General features: G+C 44.7%; 14 protein-coding genes, 2 tRNA genes and 2 pseudogenes. 7 read left to right on the plus strand and 11 right to left on the minus strand.

All coding sequences use genetic code 11. The annotated features are described in order from the left end of the window. From JJU34_RS03750 to JJU34_RS03760, 3 genes and pseudogenes are all read right to left on the minus strand, one after another. Positions 1-361, minus strand: a pseudogene (locus JJU34_RS03750) (peptidase S41); the annotation flags it as partial. A gap of 143 nt (positions 362-504) precedes the next feature. Further along, entirely contained in the window at positions 505-1620 is a 1116-nt protein-coding gene (locus JJU34_RS03755) for a site-2 protease family protein (protein WP_228690989.1), read from the minus strand. A 9-nt stretch (positions 1621-1629) separates the two neighbouring features. Beyond that, positions 1630-2259, minus strand: a complete 630-nt coding sequence (locus tag JJU34_RS03760) for an HAD family phosphatase (RefSeq protein WP_228690990.1) — start codon at positions 2257-2259, stop codon at positions 1630-1632. A 77-nt stretch (positions 2260-2336) separates the two neighbouring features. Here JJU34_RS03760 and JJU34_RS03765 point away from each other — a divergent pair. From JJU34_RS03765 to JJU34_RS03775, 3 genes are all read left to right on the plus strand, one after another. Then, a tRNA-Ile gene (locus JJU34_RS03765) sits at positions 2337-2410 on the plus strand. A 237-nt stretch (positions 2411-2647) separates the two neighbouring features. After that, positions 2648-4219: a type I restriction-modification system subunit M gene (locus JJU34_RS03770; protein ID WP_228690991.1), complete on the plus strand. Its 1572-nt coding sequence runs from the start codon at positions 2648-2650 to the stop codon at positions 4217-4219. Next, positions 4216-5439, plus strand: a complete 1224-nt coding sequence (locus tag JJU34_RS03775; protein ID WP_228690992.1) for a restriction endonuclease subunit S — start codon at positions 4216-4218, stop codon at positions 5437-5439. Before JJU34_RS03770 ends, JJU34_RS03775 begins: the two co-directional genes overlap by 4 nt. Before the next feature lie 613 nt (positions 5440-6052). Here the strand turns inward: JJU34_RS03775 and tnpA are convergent. Next, positions 6053-6502 (minus strand): IS200/IS605 family transposase, encoded by a 450-nt coding sequence (gene tnpA / locus JJU34_RS03780; protein WP_228690993.1) that lies wholly within the window; start codon positions 6500-6502, stop codon positions 6053-6055. A gap of 582 nt (positions 6503-7084) precedes the next feature. Between tnpA and JJU34_RS03785 the strand changes: the two are divergent. Beyond that, positions 7085-9968, plus strand: a pseudogene (locus JJU34_RS03785) (type I restriction endonuclease subunit R). Between the two features lie 268 nt (positions 9969-10236). On the opposite strand, the gene JJU34_RS03790 reads toward JJU34_RS03785, so the two are convergent. Then, positions 10237-10310 (minus strand) — tRNA-Arg (locus tag JJU34_RS03790). A 177-nt stretch (positions 10311-10487) separates the two neighbouring features. Between JJU34_RS03790 and JJU34_RS03795 the strand changes: the two genes are divergently transcribed. Further along, on the plus strand, positions 10488-11222 hold the full coding sequence (locus tag JJU34_RS03795) for a porin family protein (RefSeq protein WP_228690994.1): 735 nt from the start codon (positions 10488-10490) through the stop codon (positions 11220-11222). Positions 11223-11251: 29 nt separating this feature from the next. On the opposite strand, the gene JJU34_RS03800 is transcribed toward JJU34_RS03795, so the two are convergent. Together JJU34_RS03800 and rpoN are read right to left on the minus strand one after the other, a co-directional pair. Further along, complete coding sequence (locus JJU34_RS03800) at positions 11252-11875, minus strand: PA-phosphatase (protein WP_228690995.1); 624 nt, start codon at positions 11873-11875, stop codon at positions 11252-11254. Beyond that, complete coding sequence (gene rpoN, locus JJU34_RS03805; protein WP_228690996.1) at positions 11875-13329, minus strand: RNA polymerase factor sigma-54; 1455 nt, start codon at positions 13327-13329, stop codon at positions 11875-11877. Before rpoN ends, JJU34_RS03800 begins: the two co-directional genes overlap by 1 nt. Positions 13330-13528: 199 nt before the next feature. On the opposite strand from rpoN, the gene asnS reads away from it, so the two are divergent. Both asnS and JJU34_RS03815 read left to right on the plus strand, forming a co-directional pair. Further along, positions 13529-14980, plus strand: a complete 1452-nt coding sequence (asnS, locus tag JJU34_RS03810; protein WP_228690997.1) for an asparagine--tRNA ligase — start codon at positions 13529-13531, stop codon at positions 14978-14980. Between the two features lie 76 nt (positions 14981-15056). Next, positions 15057-15509: a hypothetical protein gene (locus tag JJU34_RS03815; RefSeq protein WP_228690998.1), complete on the plus strand. Its 453-nt coding sequence runs from the start codon at positions 15057-15059 to the stop codon at positions 15507-15509. A 4-nt stretch (positions 15510-15513) separates the two neighbouring features. On the opposite strand, the gene JJU34_RS03820 is transcribed toward JJU34_RS03815, so the two are convergent. From JJU34_RS03820 to JJU34_RS03835, 4 genes are all read right to left on the minus strand, one after another. Next, complete coding sequence (locus tag JJU34_RS03820; protein WP_228690999.1) at positions 15514-17010, minus strand: NAD(P)H-hydrate dehydratase; 1497 nt, start codon at positions 17008-17010, stop codon at positions 15514-15516. 80 nt (positions 17011-17090) lie between these two features. Continuing rightward, on the minus strand, positions 17091-17552 hold the full coding sequence (locus tag JJU34_RS03825; protein ID WP_228691000.1) for a biopolymer transporter ExbD: 462 nt from the start codon (positions 17550-17552) through the stop codon (positions 17091-17093). Between the two features lie 2 nt (positions 17553-17554). Further along, positions 17555-18193, minus strand: a complete 639-nt coding sequence (locus tag JJU34_RS03830; protein WP_228691001.1) for a biopolymer transporter ExbD — start codon at positions 18191-18193, stop codon at positions 17555-17557. A gap of 1 nt (position 18194) precedes the next feature. Next, complete coding sequence (locus JJU34_RS03835; RefSeq protein WP_228691002.1) at positions 18195-18524, minus strand: hypothetical protein; 330 nt, start codon at positions 18522-18524, stop codon at positions 18195-18197. Positions 18525-18565: the final 41 nt, after the last annotated feature.

Raw genomic sequence — 18565 nt, forward strand, 5'->3', positions numbered from 1 at the left:
CATCTGCCGCAAAGCTGTACGGCATTTCATCATTAGAGTGATAGGTTAATCTATGGGCATTTCCCCCATCCGCATCCATCACAAAAACATCGAAATTACCATAGCGGTCAGAGGCAAAAGCAATTTTCTTCCCGTCCTTGCTCCAAACTGGCATAAAGTCATGGGCTTCATGAAAAGTGAGCTGTGTAGCTCTTCCTCCATTGGAGGCAACTTTATAAAGATCCCCTTTATAGGTAAAAACAATCTGGCTTCCATCCGGTGAGATGGCCGGATACCGGAGCCAATTGGGTGCATTTTCAGCCAGAGCCAATTTGACCATTGCTGTTAGGACAAGAGCTAAACTAAATTTTATCAATCGCATACATTTAAACAGAATTTGAATCCTCTAAAATACCAAAATTCTTAAATGTTATGCGATAATAAATTACTTATGGAAACTTTGCTTTTCAACTGGTTTTCTGAATGAGTTTCCTTTTTGATTAATAAGCCAAAGCCAGTCCTGTTTTATTCGAAAATAAAGGGTTGGGGTGTGAAGCAAAGGATAAAAATTAAAATGGCCAACCAAGCAATCAGTTTTCTTTGCCGGTTCATTTCCCTGTTTCCGCTTACTTCCGGATGATTGATTCCCATTACCCTGCCCAATAAAAAAGCAAAGAGTAACCAGCCAGAGTATCCTTCCAAAGTTGGAAAAATAAAAGTCAGGCCATATTGAACTGCAGCCATCAATAGAATAAGGGCCCATTTGCTGTCATTTGGCAGGTTGGCCTTCCTGTAAATGATATACAAGAACCCAATATATAAGGGAATCCGAATCAGCAAGTCGCTTATATCCTGGTAGGGATTGATAATACCGAGACCTGCGTAAAACACAAATGCTGTAAAAAAGACCAAAGAAATTTTCGAGTGGTGCTTAGGGAAAAGGCCAAAAATAACATGTCCTCCGTCCAATTGCCCTATGGGGAGCAGGTTTAATGCTGTAAAGAACAAAGCCAAATAGCCTGCGAATAAATAAGGGTAATGGATCACCTCGTACATATCCGGCATTTTTTCGGGGTCAGCTAAGGCGTTTTCCATGATGAAAAAAAGCAGATTATATCCTAATCTCAGATTGACATATCCTTCTTCTTCTGCCTTTCCTTTGAAATCAGGGTCCAGGTATTCCGGGTGAATTTCATAAATGTATTCTGCCTCAGGGAGATGGGTAAAACCATACCAAAGGACGAAAAAGGCAACTATAAATCCAGCAAGAGGACCCGCAACCCCGATGTCAAAAAACTTTCTTCTACTATTGATAAAACCTTTCATTTGGATAATAGCTCCAAATGTTCCAAGAGAAAGTGAACCGAGAAAACCAAGCCATCCAGGTATAAAATAGGGCATTGAGGATTTTACACGATGATGGATGGAGGTCAATAAATGTCCCATTTCATGAACAAAAAGAATTCCAATAAAGGGAACAGAAAAATGCATGGATTTCAAAAAATATTCCCAGGTAAGCGCGTGTTCATCACTCCCGAAAAGCCACTTCCCGTACAGCCATTCTCCACCTGCCAATGTGGTGGTAATGATGGTGACCAGAAATAAAGAAATATGTATGAGGTATTCTTTGGGTTTGTACATTTAGGAAAATTAAATCAATCCAAAAAATTCAACCAAGCCCCTTGGATGGGTAATCTGATAACTCTGCATACCTGCTTTCTTTGCGCCTTCCACATTGGCAGCCAAATCATCAAAGAATAAAACTTTCTCACCCGGTATTTTGATTTCATCCAATACAGCCTCGTAAATGGCTATATCTGGCTTGGCCAAACCCATCTCATGGCTTAAAAACACCGAATGGCAAAGTGCATAAACAGAACTTTCCCCATTTTGATCCTGAAGAATTTCTGCCATTTTTTCAATATGAATGGCGTTGGTATTACTTAATATTCCAGTACCATACTCAGATTTCAAACGGCGCACCAAATCAATTCTTTCCTGTGGAATAGTCCGCAACAGACTATTCCAAACACGATCTATTTGGGAATCTGTCCAATCTTCATCGTACAAACGTCTCACTTCATTTCGGAATTCATCCGAATTTATATCCCCTTTCTCATAATCCTTATGGAACTGGGAAGGAAAAAATTGAGCAGTAAGCTCATGTTTATGTGCTGGAAGTATTTTTTTCAACTCATTGATACTGAAATCATAATCTATATCAATAATCACATTGCCTAAATCAAATATAAAAAAATCAATGTTCGGTGGTATTTTCATGATTTTTGAAGTTGTAAATTTAAATTCAAATATGTAACATTGCAGTCCCAAAAGCAAAGTCAATTGCTAAAAAAAACGGGCCTATAACTCAGCTGGTTAGAGTATCTGACTCATAATCAGAAAGTCCCTGGTTCGAGCCCAGGTGGGCCCACTCCCAAGCCGCTTAGAATTCTAAGCGGTTTTTTTATTTTTTGGATAGGGAAAAGTCCTTTGTTTACATTCTTTATTCAAAGAAATTAGACCGGTTTTATAAAGGAAAAACCACCATTATTGTGGCAGAAAGGTTCGAAAATCCTTTATCTTAGCCAATGAAATGTTTTTCAATCAGGGGCAAAACTTGACCTCCTAAAAAATAGGCCGGTCCAAAAACGTTCAAGCCAACAATTTTATGTCAGAAGACCAAAAACAACTGCTGGAAACCCAGCTCTGGAATATAGCCAATGTCCTACGGGGAAAAGTCAGCGCGGATGACTACCGCGACTATATCCTGGGCTTCATCTTTTACAAATACCTCTCCGAAAGGCAGCAAATCTACGCTAACACATTACTGGAAACGGAAGAGTTGAAAGACTATCTCCAACTTACAGACCCTGAACTTCTGGAGGCCATCAAGGATGAATCACTACAGAGCCTTGGATATTTTCTGAAGCCAGAGGAACTCTTTGAGTCAATCACGGCCAAGGGCAATGCCTCCACAGAGACGGACAGCAACTATATACTCGAAGACTTAAAAGCCGTCCTCAACCACATCGAGCAAAGCACCATGGGTACAGATTCTGAAGAAGACTTCAACGACCTTTTCTCAGACATAGATCTCAGTTCCAGCAAAATCGGACGCACACCCAAAGCCCGAAATGAAGTGGTGGTACAGATCCTCAACCACCTTAGCAAGATAGATTTTCGTTTGGAAGATATAGAATCAGACGTTCTGGGAGATGCCTACGAGTACCTGATCGGTAAGTTTGCCGCAGGTGCAGGAAAGACTGCCGGAGAATTTTATACTCCACAGCAGGTGTCAAAAATCTTGGCCAAGATCGTGACCACGGGAAAGGAGAAACTCAAATCTGTATATGACCCCACATGTGGATCGGGCTCCCTCCTACTTCGTGTAGCCAAGGAAGCAGATGTCAGTGAATACTTCGGGCAGGAAATGACCCGTACCACTTACAACTTGGCACGGATGAACATGATCCTTCACGGGGTTCACTACAGACAGTTTAATATACAGCAGGAAGACACCCTTGCCCATCCTCAGCATCTGGAACAGCGGTTTGAAGCGGTGGTGGCAAATCCGCCCTTCTCCGCACATTGGAAGGGAGACGATAATCCACTCTATCACACCGACGAGCGATTCTCACAGTATGGCAGACTCGCACCTAAGACCAAAGCGGACTTCGCCTTTATGCAGCACATGCTGTTCCAATTGGCAGAAAATGGCATCATGGCCAGTGTATTTCCACACGGGGTACTTTTCCGTGGAGGTGCAGAAGGACAGATACGTGAATACATGATCAAAGAAATGAACGTGCTCGATGCCGTGATCGGACTTCCTGCGAATATCTTCTACGGCACCAGCATCCCAACCTGTATCGTGGTGCTGAAAAAGTGCCGGGAACAGGACGACAATGTGGTCTTTATCGATGCCAGCGGAGAAGGCAACTACATCAAAGTCGGCAATCAGAACGAGCTACGGGATGCCGATGTAGAAAAGATCGTACAGACCTACCGGGAGCGCAGGACCATCGACAAGTACAGCTATGTGGCCAGCTTGCAGGAAATCGCTGAAAACGACTACAACCTCAACATCCCTCGCTATGTGGACACCTTTGAAGAAGAAGAGCCTGTGAATTTGGACACTACCGCCGCTGAAATACAACAACTAGACGCAGCACTGAAAAGCAATGAATCGGTGTTGAAAGGATTTTGTGAGGAGTTGGGAATTAAAGCACCTTTCATATGAAAAAGCCTGCAAATTTCCCATCACTCAAGTTTTCTGAATTTCCTGAAGATTGGGAAAAGGAAAAGCTTGGTGAAATGACGGTTTGGAAATCAGGGGGAACTCCTTCAAAAAAAAGAGATGACTTCTGGGGAGGCGACATCCCATGGATATCTGCTTCATCCATGAGGAAAATAGAACTTTCTGAATCTGAACTCCATGTAACAGAACTTGGTGCGAAGAATGGAGCCAAGGTTGCCAAAGTAGGTTCAATCTTGATTCTAGTGCGTGGGAGCATGCTTTTTAACAAAATCCCTGTTGGATATGTCACAAAGAAACTGACTTTTAATCAAGACGTTAAGTCGGTTGAGACAAATAAAAACCTCCACACGATGTTTTTACTCTACTGGTTTTTCCATAAAGAAAACCAATTGAAAAACCTCGTAGTTGGAACTGGTATTGGAGCAGGAAAGCTTGACATGACAGATCTTCTCAAATTAAACCTCCATTACCCTTCTCTACCCGAACAGCAAAAAATCGCCTCCTTCCTTTCATCGGTTGACGAGCGGATCGAGTTGATGGAGCGGAAGAAAGAAAAGCTGGAAGCCTACAAAAAGGGCGTGATGCAGCAGATCTTTTCCCAACAGATCCGCTTCAAGCAGGATGATGGCAGTGCGTTTCCGGATTGGGAGGAGAAGAGATTGGAAGACGTCGTGAACCAATTTCTAGTTCCAATGAGGGACAAACCAAAAAGTTTAGATGGTTCAATACCATGGTGCAGAATCGAAGACTTCGATGGGAAATATTTGTCAACTTCAAAAACCAACCAAGGAGTTTCTCAAAGCACTGTAAAGGAAATGCGTTTGAAAGTTTTTCCCGTTAACACCTTGATCGTTTCCTGTAGCGCATATTTAGGAAGATGTGCAATCGTCAAAAAAGAACTTGTGACAAACCAAACATTTATTGGTTTGGTGCCAAATAAAGCCAAGGTGGACGTTGAATTTCTCTACTATATCATGTCATTGTCAGAGCAAAGATTGAACACACTCTCTTCGGGAACAACAATCTCCTATCTTTCAAGAGAACAATTCGAAAAATTTCCGGTCATTTTACCAGAACTGGCAGAACAGAAAAAAATCGCTGCGTTCCTGAACTCCATTGACGAAAACCTTGAAGCGCTCAACAATCAGATCCAGGGCTTACGTACCTGGAAGAAGGGGCTGTTGCAGCAGATGTTTGTGTAAATCCTCCTGATAAAATCATCAATTCATTCAGGTTATCCCCTAAAACCCCGTCAGGGGTTCAATCCCGCAGGGCATTAACCCCGAGTCTCCACTCGGAAAACAAAACCACTCCACACACCCCTAAACCCCGACAGGGGTTCAATCCCGCAGGGTATTAACCCCGAGTTGCCACTCGGGGTACAAAACGAATCCCCCCAACCCCGGCAGGGGGTTGAATTACAAGCGCATCCATCCCCGATGAATTCAACTCCTTCGGAGTTGGGACGACCATTGGACAACATATTCATATCCCCGAGTTCTCACTCGGGGCCAATAACCTTCGGTAGTCAACTCCTAGCGGAGTTTTTACAGTTATTTGCCAAACTCTTCCAGATGTGGCAATCCCTCCTAGGCATTAAAACATAGCTACCGCACAGAAAAAAAACCTAACTATCTCCTACACCCCTAAAACCCCAGCAGGACATTAACCCAGTGAGACCATTTGAGGAACAAAACCATTCCACACGCCCCTAAAACCCCGACAGGGGTTCAATCCCGCAGGGCATTAACCCCGAGTGGCGACTCGGGGAGTTGAAGAGTCCGCACTGTCCCCCCAACCCCGGTAGGGGTTGAATTAAAAGAGGTGCCGAGGATCATAATTGACCCCGAACTCATTCAGAAGCAACACATACTCCTCCAAAAAACTGACTTTATGGTGATGCTGCTCCTGATTTTTGATGTAATCTACGACCCGACCAAGAGCTGAATACCCAAAAGTAAAGGCCCCGTACCCTTCCTGCCATCCTTCAAAACCATCAAAAATACCTTGGGCCTTTATCATTTGATTGGATGCCAGTTTCATGTCTTTTATGAGATTGGCTAATGATATAGAAGGATGGAGCGAAATAGCCATGTGTAAATGGTCTTCCACTCCATTTATGCGATGGACGTGACAGTTTTTGTTTTTTAAAATTCCATACAAATAATTGAATAACTCTTTTCTTCCATCCTTTTTTAAGATAGGTTTTCTCAGGTAGGTCGCCCAGACGATGTGATAGTGAATAGAGGTATATGTACTGGCCATATCAACAATTTTTATCGCTAAATTTAAAAGGACGCTTAATATGTAGTCGGTAATTAATCGTTTACAATCGGATAAAACTCTAGGCTTGGAATTCAACTCCTCCGGAGTTGGGATAACCATTGGATAACCCATCCAAATCCCCGAGTTATCACTCAGGGCCAATAACCTTCGGTAGTCAACTCCTAGCGGAGTTTTTATGCCCTAAATTATCCAAAATTAATTCAACTCCTGGCGGCGTCTTTTTAAAGCTAATTCAAAATCCTATACTTGTATCAACAGAACCTGAGTAGCATACCATAAGATCTGATCTCGAGTCATTTTTTTTACTACCTTTGCATTAACAGTACACGCCACGCTACCCACTTGAACAGCGTCCCAGGGCGTGGCTTTTGCTTTAGGCCCGTCAGGTTTTGAAAACCTGACGGGGCTTTTCGTTTGTAGAAGCGTTAAAACTTTTCCAAAGTTCGAAACTTTGGAAAAGTTAAGCCCTAGACTTCCTTTTACACTTGGTTTTACGTTGATATTTCCACATCTTTTGCTTCTATAACCGTTTTGTCATAATCACAGAGGCATTTTTTATTGATGACCACACAACCCGAGCAGGCGTTAGAAAACAACCTGGTGCAGCAGTTGCAACAGTTGGGCTATCAGAGGGTTCTGATCCCGGATGAAGTGGCCCTGCTGAAAAACCTGAAATCCCAGCTGGAAAAGCACAACAAAATCCAGCTGAGTGATCAAGAGTTTGCCCAGATCCTAAACGCCCTCAACAAGGGATCGGTCTTCGAGCGGGCCAAAATCCTACGGGACCGTGTGGCATATACCGACGACAGCGGCGAATCCCGCACCGTCGAACTCATCAACCTGATCCACTGGTGCCAGAATGAGTTTCAGGTTGCCCAGCAAGTGACCATGGAAGGCAAATACAAAAACCGCTACGATGTCACCATCCTGATCAATGGGCTTCCACTCACGCAGATCGAACTCAAAAGACGCGGTCTGGAACTCAAAGAAGCCTTCAAGCAGACCAAGTGCTACCGCATTCACTCCTATGATGCAGGGCAGGGACTGTTCCAATACATTCAGCTCTTCGTCATCAGCAACGGCGTCAACACCAAGTACTACGCCAACAGCTCTTTCAACCAGCGCTCTTTCAAGCAAACCTTTTACTGGACCGACATCAAAAACAAACTGATCACCCAGCTGTCAGATTTTACAGACATCTTTCTGGAGAAATGCCATCTCTCCAAGATGATCACCAAATACATTGTCCTAAACGAGACCGCCAAATCTCTGATGGTGCTACGCCCCTACCAATACTACGCGACGGAAGCCATCGTGGAGCGGGTGAAAACCTCACCCAAATACGGCTATATCTGGCATACTACGGGTTCGGGAAAGACCTTGACTTCTTTCAAGACAGCGTAGATCCTGACCAACCTGCCTCAGGTGTACAAGGTAGTCTTTGTGGTGGACAGAAAAGACCTGGACACCCAGTTCCCAGGAATTCAACAGCTTCAGCAAAGGCAGTATAGACGCCACCAGCAACACCAAAAAGCTGGTGGAACAGCTCACAGGCGACGACAAGTTGATTGTAACCACCATTCAGAAGCTGGCCAATGCGGTAAATAAAAGTGTATATACTTCCAAAATGGGGCAATTGCAGGACAAGCGCATCGTATTTATCTTTGACGAATGTCACCGCAGCCAGTTTGGAAAAACCCACGCCGACATCAAAGGGTTCTTCGAAAAGTGCCAGATGTTTGGCTTTACAGGAACCCCCATCTTTGAAGAAAATGCAGGTTCCAACGAATTTGGCAAGCGTACCACCACCATGCTCTTTGGTGATTGCCTCCACAAGTACGTGATCACCGATGCCATCCGGGACGAAAACGTGTTGAAGTTCTCGGTAGAGTACATCAGCACCTTCAAAAAGAAAGACCACATCTTAGACATCCATGTGGAGGCCATTGACGAGGAAGAGGTGATGAATGCCCCACAGCGCCTAAACAATGTGGTGGAATATATCATCACCAACCATCCACGAAAAACCCACAACAGGACGTTTACCTCTATTTTCTGTGTGTCCAGCGTTCCTGTTCTCATAGAATACTACAAGCTTTTCAAAGCCAAAAAACTGACAAGCGAACACAATCTGCGAGTAGCCACCATTTTTTCCTATGGAGCCAACGTTGATCTGATGGATGAGGATATGGATGAGCTCGGAGCAGTGGGAGACGATGATATTCCGCTTCTCCTTGCCGCGGACGATAAATACCTTGCCCCTTACGGCAACAACGGGAAGAAGCATCCCAGAGAGTTTCTCGATGATTTTATCAGAGACTACAACAAGGAATTTGGCACCAACTTCTCCACCAAAGACAGCCAGACGTTTTACAACTACTACAACGATGTGGCCAAGAAGGTCAAAAACAAACAAGTTGATATCCTTCTGGTAGTGAACATGTTCCTAACAGGCTTTGACAGCAAAACGCTGAACACCCTGTACGTGGACAAAAACCTGAAATACCACGGTTTGATACAAGCCTATTCCCGTACCAACCGTATCCTGGACGAACTCAAGTCACAGGGCAACATCGTTTGTTTCCGTAACCTGAAGTCTGCCACAGATCAGGCGATTTCCCTTTTCTCCAACCTGGATGCCAAGGACGAAATCATCATGGCGCCTTATGAAGAGTACGTGCAGAAGTTCAACAAAGCTTACATTGAACTTCTCAGAATCGCTCCCACGGTCAATGCCGTAAGCGATTTACCGGATGAAGAAGCACAGTTGGAGTTTATCAAGGCTTTCCGTGAATTGATGCGGGTGAAGAATGTTTTGGGAACCTTCACAGAATTTACCTTTGAAGATCTTTCCATGCCCGAGCAGGCTTTTGAGGATTACAAAAGCAAGTACCTGGACTTGTACGAGGGCAGCAAAGGTTCACAACAAAAAGAGAAAGTGTCTATCCTGAACGACATCGACTTTGAGCTGGAATTGATCCACCGGGATGAGATCAATGTGACATATATCCTCAAACTTTTGGCCAACCTGAAAGATGCCAAACCAGAGGACCAGGAGAAACAGAAGAAAGCCATCATAGACCTGATGGTGGGGGAAGCACAGCTCCGAAGCAAGCGGGAATTGATCGAGAAGTTTATCCGCGAACAACTTCCACAAATAGAGGACACCGAAAACATTCCGGAGGAGTTTGCCATTTTCTGGACTAAGGAGCGCAGGGAAGCATTCAAGAACCTCTGCGAGGCAGAAGGGCTGGATTCCGAAGGACTGGAAAAAGTGATCGGTGACTTCATCTACACCGAGAAGGAACCGCTGAGAGACGACATCATCGGGCTGCTCCAGCAGAAGCCACCCTTGAAAGTGCGAAAGAACATCGCCGAGCGCATCAAGGATAAGATTCTTGGTTTTGTGGAGACCTTTATCAATGGTGTCACGGAGGCAGCTTGAGGGCAACAATCCGCATTCAAAAATACGTGCCAAAAAAATGCCAGCTGATCTACCTCGGATCCAAATGTTGAGTTTTTGGCGGGACTAATAGCCATTGGATATCTAAGCCAAAAACGAAAAAAGCCTTGCTTGCGCAAGGCTTCAAGTGACCTCGTCAGGATTCAAACCTGAAACCTTCCCGACCTTAGTCGGGATGCTCTATTCATGTGAGCCCTTGTAGTTGACAGAATGTTAAGTCAAATAAACCCCTGACTTGATTAGGAATTTGTGACCTCGTCAGGATTCAAACCTGAAACCTCCTGAGCCGTAATCAGGTGCTCTATTCAGTTGAGCTACGAGGCCATACCCAAATGGGAACGCAAATTTACCCATTAATCTAGATTATGCAATACGCATTCCAGTTGTTTTGGGAAAAATTTTCCCAATTCTCCATATTAAGAATTATTAAGATCAAATGACACGGTAATAAAGTAAGATTTCCTAATTTAGCCCGTTCAAATTTTAACCCGGATTTCTTAAATGAATAAACTTACACTTATTTTAGTCGCCTTGGCCATCTCCTTTCAGGTAGCTGCACAAGAACGGGAACGGACCCCCATTGGAGGAAGGCCAAGCATTCCCGGAGACCTTTTCCTTGACTTTGGATTCAACTTATTAAACAACCGGCCGGATGACTTAGGTACTAGGTTTTTTGCGTCTAGGGTGGTAAACCTATATTATCAGACATCCGTGAATTTAGGCAACAATTCCGGATTCACCTTTAACCCCGGATTTGGATTTGGGTTGGAAAAGCTGGCTTTCCAGGACAATCAAACATTGGTTCCCAACCTGGCAATTTCTCCAGAGTCCAGTCAGCTGGTTCCTATTTCATCCGTTTACGGAAACAACATCAACGTGGAGACAAACACGATGGCCATCAATTATTTTGATATTCCACTGGAAATCCGGTATCACTTGAACAAGTCGAATTATGCAAAGAGTGTTCGGTTTGCCGTTGGAGGTAAATTCGGTTTATTGTACAATGCCCACACCAAAATTCAAGTAACCGATAGCGACGGGCTGACGCAAAAAGTAAAAAATCGTCAAAACTACGGATTGAACCCTATTCGCTACGGCGTGTATACGCGAATAGGTTTCCCTGGATTCACACTATGGTCCTACTACGGGCTTAATAGCTTTTTTAAGGAAGACAGAGGTCCCTTTGGCACCAACGCCACCCAGTTTAATTTCGGAATGTCTGTCACCTTGTTTTAAGCATATTTTACTCAAGCTACTTGCTGGTGTCAAGGCACTAGCAAGTAGTAATATGCACCAAAGCAAACCCCAAAACCAAGTAGAAACCCTCCAAGGATCTCGGCAGGACGGTGCACGTTCAATGCCAATCGGGCAGACCCTACCGCTCCCATGGCAACTATACTGGCGAGGAACGGGTAAAACAACGGCCCTGAATCGTAGCGTATCATCAGCACGCACAAAATCGCCAGCACCCCCGAAAGTGCAGTTGCATGGGCACTGATTTTCCAAAAAAACGTAATAACCGTCAGTATGACTAGGCAAAGGGTAACCAAAACCAAGGTGTAGGTGATAAGCTGATCCACGTTAAGCCGAAAATAGAAGAAAGCAGCCGTCATGCCATAAAACACCGTGACCAGGCTGAAGGGTATCACGCGCTGCTGCCTGTCGGGCAGGTGAAAACTATCGATGGAGTAGGTCAGTCGCATGCCAACCATACTGATCAGCGGCACCACACAAGTAGTCAGACCCACCAACAGCAACAGGGACCACCTCGCGGAAGCGGGTGTAGCCGTAGCTTCAGGCACTAGATACATCAGGATGGCAACGATCAGTGAGGGCATTAATAGTGGCTGAAAAACCACGGAAAGGATCCAGGCTAATTCTTTGTTCACTATAGTTCCTTTCTTAAACGCGCTACCGGAATTTGCAATTGCTCCCGATACTTTGCTACAGTTCTGCGGGCAATATTGTACCCTTTGTTGTTGAGCAGTTTCACCAGTTTGTCGTCTGACAGCGGCTTTTTCTTATCTTCATCCTCAACCAGCTTGCCCAGAACGCTTTTCACCTCCCGATTGGAAACATCCTCTCCCCCATCGGTGGCAATTCCTTCCGAGAAAAAATATTTGAGCGGATAAATACCAAATTCGGTCTGAATGGACTTGCTATTTGCCACTCTGGAAACGGTAGAAATATCCATATCGATTTTTTCCGCTATATCCTTTAGGATCATGGGCCGTAGCTTCGTCTCATCTCCGTCCTGAAAAAACTCGTATTGATATTCCAATATGGCTTCCATGGTTTTTAGCAGCGTTTGCTGACGTTGCTTAATCGCATCGATAAACCACTTGGCAGCGTCCAGCTTTTGCTTGACAAAGGAGACTGTTTCTTTCAGCTTCCGGTCTTTTTTATCGCTTTTGTCGTATGCGTTGAACATTTCCGAGTAAGACCTGCTTACTCTTAGTTCGGGCGCATTTTTGGAGTTGAGCGTGATTTCAAACTTGCCATTAACCTCTGCCAGCAAAAAATCAGGTATCAAATATTGCGTACGCATCAGCCCTTCCGAAACCCCACCAGGTTTTGGATTCAATCGGGTAATCATGTGAATGATTTCCTTCAGCTCCTCTTCTTTGATCTGACATTTCTTCAATATCTTATCGTAATGCTTTTTGGTAAACTCATCGAAGCAGTCCTGAATCACATGAATAGCATGTTGGACAACGGGATCCTCCGGATGGTCTTTTCTTTCGAGCTGGATGATCAAACACTCCTGTAGATTCCTTGCGGCGATACCCGGAGGGTCAAAACCTTGGATTTTTAAGAGAATTTCTTCCAGCTCGTCTTCATCCGTTTCGATGTTTTGGCTGAACGCCAAATCATTCATGATAGCATCCAACTCTCTTCGTATATAGCCATCGTTTTCGATGCTTCCGATTAGCTGTCTTCCGATTATTTTCTGCCTTTCATCCAGTTTCAAAAAATTCAATTGTGAAATCAACTGTTCATGCAAAGTGACTCCACTAGATAGGGGAATCTCTCTGCCCTCATCGTCCGGATTATAGTTCCCATCGCCCTGCATCTTATATCCACCGTATTCATCCCTCAGATACTCGTCCAGGTTGATATCCTGGTCATCCTTTCTCTCCTGTACTTCGATATCATTCGTAAAATCATCCGCAGAGCCCTCTGGGTCCTCATCTTTACCCTCCTCCAGGGCAGGATTAATTTCCAGCTCCTCCTCAATTCTGGCTTCCAACTCTACAGTCGGTACCTGAAGCAGCTTAATAAATTGAATCTGCTGAGGAGAAAGCTTCTGGGAAAGAACTTGGTTTAAATTTAGTTTTTGCATATATCGCTGTACCTAAAGGAGTAAATAAAATCACTGCTCTGATTGCTAAAAGAACCACACTCAATCAGAATTCAAATTTAGGAAATAAGATCAAAATTTTGATAAAAAGCCCATTATATCGTTTTTTTGCATTCTGTTTTTATCAGCATGGCGGTGAATCCAGAAATACATAACGTCAGGACTTCAATCACACCAAACTATGGCATTCAACAAGCGAACAAAAATAAAAGATCTACTGGACCAAACGCCGGAACAGCAAACCATCACGGTGATGGGCTGGGTGCGTACTAGGAGGAGTAACAAGCACGTCACCTTCATCGCCCTTAACGACGGGTCCTGTATCCAAAATTATCAGATCGTCGCTGACCCCGCCTCCATAGACGAGGAACCGCTGAAAAAAGCAAATACCGGCGCATGCATCAAAGCAACCGGTAAGCTAGTGGAGTCACAAGGAGCTGGCCAACGTACCGAATTGATCGTGGAATCGCTGGAAATATTGGGCGAGGCAGACCCCGAGAGCTATCCCATTCAACCCAAAAAGCATTCGTTGGAATTCTTGCGGGAAAATGCCCACCTCCGCATGCGGACGAATACCTTTGCTGCTATCATGCGTGTCAGGCATCAACTGGCGTTCTCCGTTCATGAATATTTCCACCAAAAGGGCTTCTTCTATATCCAAACACCGATCATAACAGCTTCTGATGCTGAAGGTGCCGGCGAAATGTTCCGAGTGTCGGTACTAGACCCCAAAAACCCACCGCTGAACGATCAGGGAGGAGTGGACTTTAAGCAGGATTTCTTCGAACGCGAAACCAACCTAACCGTTTCAGGGCAATTGGAAGGGGAACTTGCCGCCATGGCCTTGTCTGAGATCTACACCTTTGGCCCCACATTCCGGGCAGAAAACTCCAACACCACCCGGCACCTAGCCGAATTTTGGATGATCGAACCCGAAATGGCCTTCTACGATGCCGAAGACAACCAAAACCTGGCGGAGGATTTCCTAAAGTACATCATTTCCAGTGCGCTTCGGCACTGCAAAGAAGATTTGGAATTTCTGGACAAACGAGCCTCCGAGGAGGAGAAAACCAAAAAAGCTGAACAGCGAAACGACATGTCGCTATTGGAGCGATTAAACTTTGTCATCGAGAACAAGTTTGAACGCATAACCTATACCCAGGCTTGGGAAATCCTGAAGGATTCTACCCCTAACAAAAAGAAAAAGTTTGCGTTCCCCATTGAGGACTGGGGAACGGACCTACAATCGGAACACGAACGATTTCTGGTAGAAAAACACTTCAAAAAGCCGGTAATCATTAGCGACTATCCAAAAGCTATCAAATCGTTCTATATGAAACAAAATGCCGATGGCAAAACCGTCGGAGCAATGGATATCCTCTTCCCGGGTATAGGCGAAATCGTCGGAGGATCCCAACGAGAAGAAAACCTGGAAAAGTTGGTGCAGCGCATGGAAGAACTCCATATCAGTCGCGAAGAAATGTGGTGGTACTTGGACACGCGAAGGTTTGGTACTGCTCCACATGCCGGATTTGGTCTGGGCTTTGAACGACTGGTACTTTTTGTGACCGGAATGGGGAATATACGAGACGTGATACCGTTTCCCCGAACACCTGGAAACGCAGAGTTTTAGTAGTAAAAAGCCACAATTCAAAAAATTGTGGCTTTCTTTTTGCCTTCGTTTTCAAAATCGTCTAATTTTATGAGATATGGAAAAATTTTTAAAGTTTCTTAAAACAGAGTCTATTGGGGGACAAATCATCCGGTTTTCACTGGCCGGCTTGCTTTTGTTTGGAGGTTTCACCAAGCTTATCTTGGTAGGCGCATTGGGTCAGCAGCTTTTGGCAGCTATCATCATCGCAGCGATAGAAACCCTTGCAGCCTTTGGCTTAATCTTCCATTTTAAAAGACCGGAATTGGGAATTGCCGGTGCCACATTAGCCATATTGGCCATATGTATCCGGATTATCTACTCCTTAAACTATGTGAAAGAAACCCTCCCCAATGCAAACACTTTTTTGAATGCCCTGACCGCTTTTCTCGGGGTCTATAACAACGGGCTCTTCCACATCAGCTTGTTAATTGGCGCGGCTATTTATTGTTTGGGCAATTCCTACAAAGAATACATCCGTGAGCGCTTGACCCAACCATGGCCACATTAACTGCCTACAAAATATTCATCTTTAAAAAAGTTTCAGGTATGGCTTCCAAAATATCCGAGGCGATGGTTCCCCTCCTTCTAGACACCGAAGCAAGTTCACCGGCTAAACCATGATGAAACACCCCGCAGATGGAAGCTTTTTCTGGACTGTATCCCTGACCTAGAAATGAGCCAATGATACCTGTGAGCACATCCCCAGAGCCACCAGTAGCCATGTAATGGGTTCCGCTGCTATTTACTACCTGCACACCATCCGGAAGGGACACCACTGTATTGGCTCCCTTAAGCACCACCACACAACTGTACGCCATAGCAAAAGCCCGGGCTCGATCCATGCGCTCCAAATGATGCGCACAAGAACCCACCAATCGTTCAAATTCGACCAGGTGTGGAGTAAGCACCCTTCCCTTTAGGTAGGCATGCAGATGGGGATGGAGAGCGAGCAGGTTGATGGCATCGGCGTCCAACACCATGGGACCTCCATAACAAGATAGTACAGCCTCCAGCACGTGATACGCATCCGACGTGGTTCCCATGCCAGGACCAATACCTATCGCAGAATAATTCGTACAATCTGGCAAAGGCAGGGATACGGTCTGTTCCGCTAAACAAACCTCTACCATCACTTCAGGAACCGAGCATTGAATAGGCTCCAACCCACAACGTGGCACACAAACAGATACCAGTCCGGACCCGGTCCTAAGCGCTGCTCTACCCCCCAATGCTACGGCACCCATTTTCCCTAAACTTCCACCTATCAACAGAAATTTACCAAATGATCCCTTGTGACTGAAACGGTGAAATACTTTATGCAGCGATGGAATATCCCTTGCCTGTACGTAATATAGCTTGCTCTCGAAAGCTGAATAATCAAAAGAATCCATCCCGATAGAAACCACCGACACCTCTCCACTATATGCGGCATGTTCGGGCAATAACAAAGACCGCTTGGGAAACTGAAAGGTAACCGTATGCGAGGCCTTTACTGCATCTCCTTGAAGCAAGTCATCGGCAGGCAAGCCCGAAGGCAGGTCAACGGATACCACCGGTATACTGGATTCGTTGACCCGTTGTACCACCGACGCAAACATACCCGAAATGGGTCGGTTAATCCCCACACCAAAAAGAGCATCAATAATCACCTGCCCTTCTAGCAAAATTTCACTTGCATCATCAATCGCCTTCAACGGCAATCCAAGTGGCAACCTATGGATGTTATCGCTAAAATCACCGCTTCCCGCGGCAACATCACCTACTGTGTAAATCGTGATGACATAATCACGCAAAAACAAAAGTCGCCCTATTGCAAGACCGTCTCCCCCATTATTTCCGGTACCACAAATAATTATCACTCGACCAGCTTCCGTTTGGAAGCGTTGGATAAACCATTCCACAAACTTGCTCGCAGCACGTTCCATCAACTCCAAAGAGCTTATCCCCTCGAACTGAATAAAGGCTTTATCCAACCGCTTTACGTCTTTACCAGACAGTAACTTTTGCATACATGATAAATAAAAACAAATGGGCTAAAAACAAAAAAAGCCGATCCCAAGGAACCGGCTTTTGTGTGTTGATAAATGAATTAATCTTGGATTTTTCCAACGGAAGCATACATCAGCTTACGCGCATCCGCTTCCCTCAGTTCAAACTGAATATCGGATACAGGACCCATTTTAACTTCCTTATCGGCTTTCAGCGAAATCGTGATTTGATCTCTTTCTGCTTCGGAGAGGTTATCCTTCTCTTGGTTTACCCACTGAATGATATCCGTCGTATTGATGAGCACATCATTCGCTTGGATGCGGGGCTCTTGCCCATACAAAGCAGTATTCTTTGGTTTACCCAAGTACAAATAAGATATCAAAGTTTTCTTTTGCAGCTTTTGTAACTGGGTAGCCTGTGGAATCTTCTGCTCTACCAAGATCTCCTGCTCTCTCAACACGGTCGTAACCATGAAGAAGAACAACAGCATGAATATAATATCCGGTAGCGCTGAAGTGGGGATATTGGTTTCCGCTTTGGTTTTCTTCTTAAACTTTCCCATAATTAGCTTCCTATTTTGTCAGGTTCCGCAATCGATATGGCCATTGGAATACCCTCTTTGCCTTTTTCTTGCAGTTCGGTTTCTGCAGCCGTCTTTCCGGTCAACGCCCTATACTCGTCTGCACTTAACCCTACGCGCTCAGCATAGATTTCAAAGTAAGCACGCTTAACCAAATCAAGTACCTCCAAGTACACTTCGTAGCTCGTTCCTCTGTTTGTTTTGATAGAGACAACGGCCCCACCTGCACCTGGGTAATCCGAAGAAGTAGGACTCTGCTCTGACAGCGCCCTAAGGGATGCTGGTAGGCTATTATAAAGTGCCAATGCTTCTTCGTCCGGTCTACCGAAGTTTAGAATAAACTTTTTAATGTCATCCGTAAGTCCATCGGTCGACGTCCTGAAATCATTTTCAATCAGCAACTGATCATTTGCATTGATCAAAATATTGAAAATGTTTCGCTCATTCAGCTCTACCTCTGGAGGTGGCTGATTCGGATCTTGCTTCGGAGGAAGGATATTCAGAATACCCTTGTCCGACGCGATAGTTGTCGTAACGAGAAAGAAGATCAGCAGCAGGAAGGCGATATCTGCCATCGAGCCTGCGTTAACCTCCTGACTCATTCTCCCTCTTTTACTCGCCATATTACTTAACTAATTTGGTGATCTCTGTAAGTACAATACCGGCAATGGCTGCAATGAACAACACATACACGGTAATCAACACACCACCCACGGTCTTAGACCCGGTTTCAGTGATGTTGAAAGGATCTGCAGCATACTTGGGGGCAACATCTCCATCTGCAATTGAAAAGGCAATGAAGAATAGGCCTCCGATTAACACTACCCCCACCACCGTTTTCAAAAGGCTTTTTGGATTATCCAGCGATTTGAAAAGCGGCATAAGAATAGCGAAGATCGCACCTAGTATGACTAGCAAGTACCCTGCATATAAGAATATATCAGTAGTATCCATTTCTATTTCGTGTTCTTAAGTTAAACAATATTTTTCACAAA

It is taken from the genome of Lunatimonas sp. (assembly GCF_020832325.1).
Classification (GTDB): Bacteria; Bacteroidota; Bacteroidia; order Cytophagales; family Cyclobacteriaceae; genus Lunatimonas.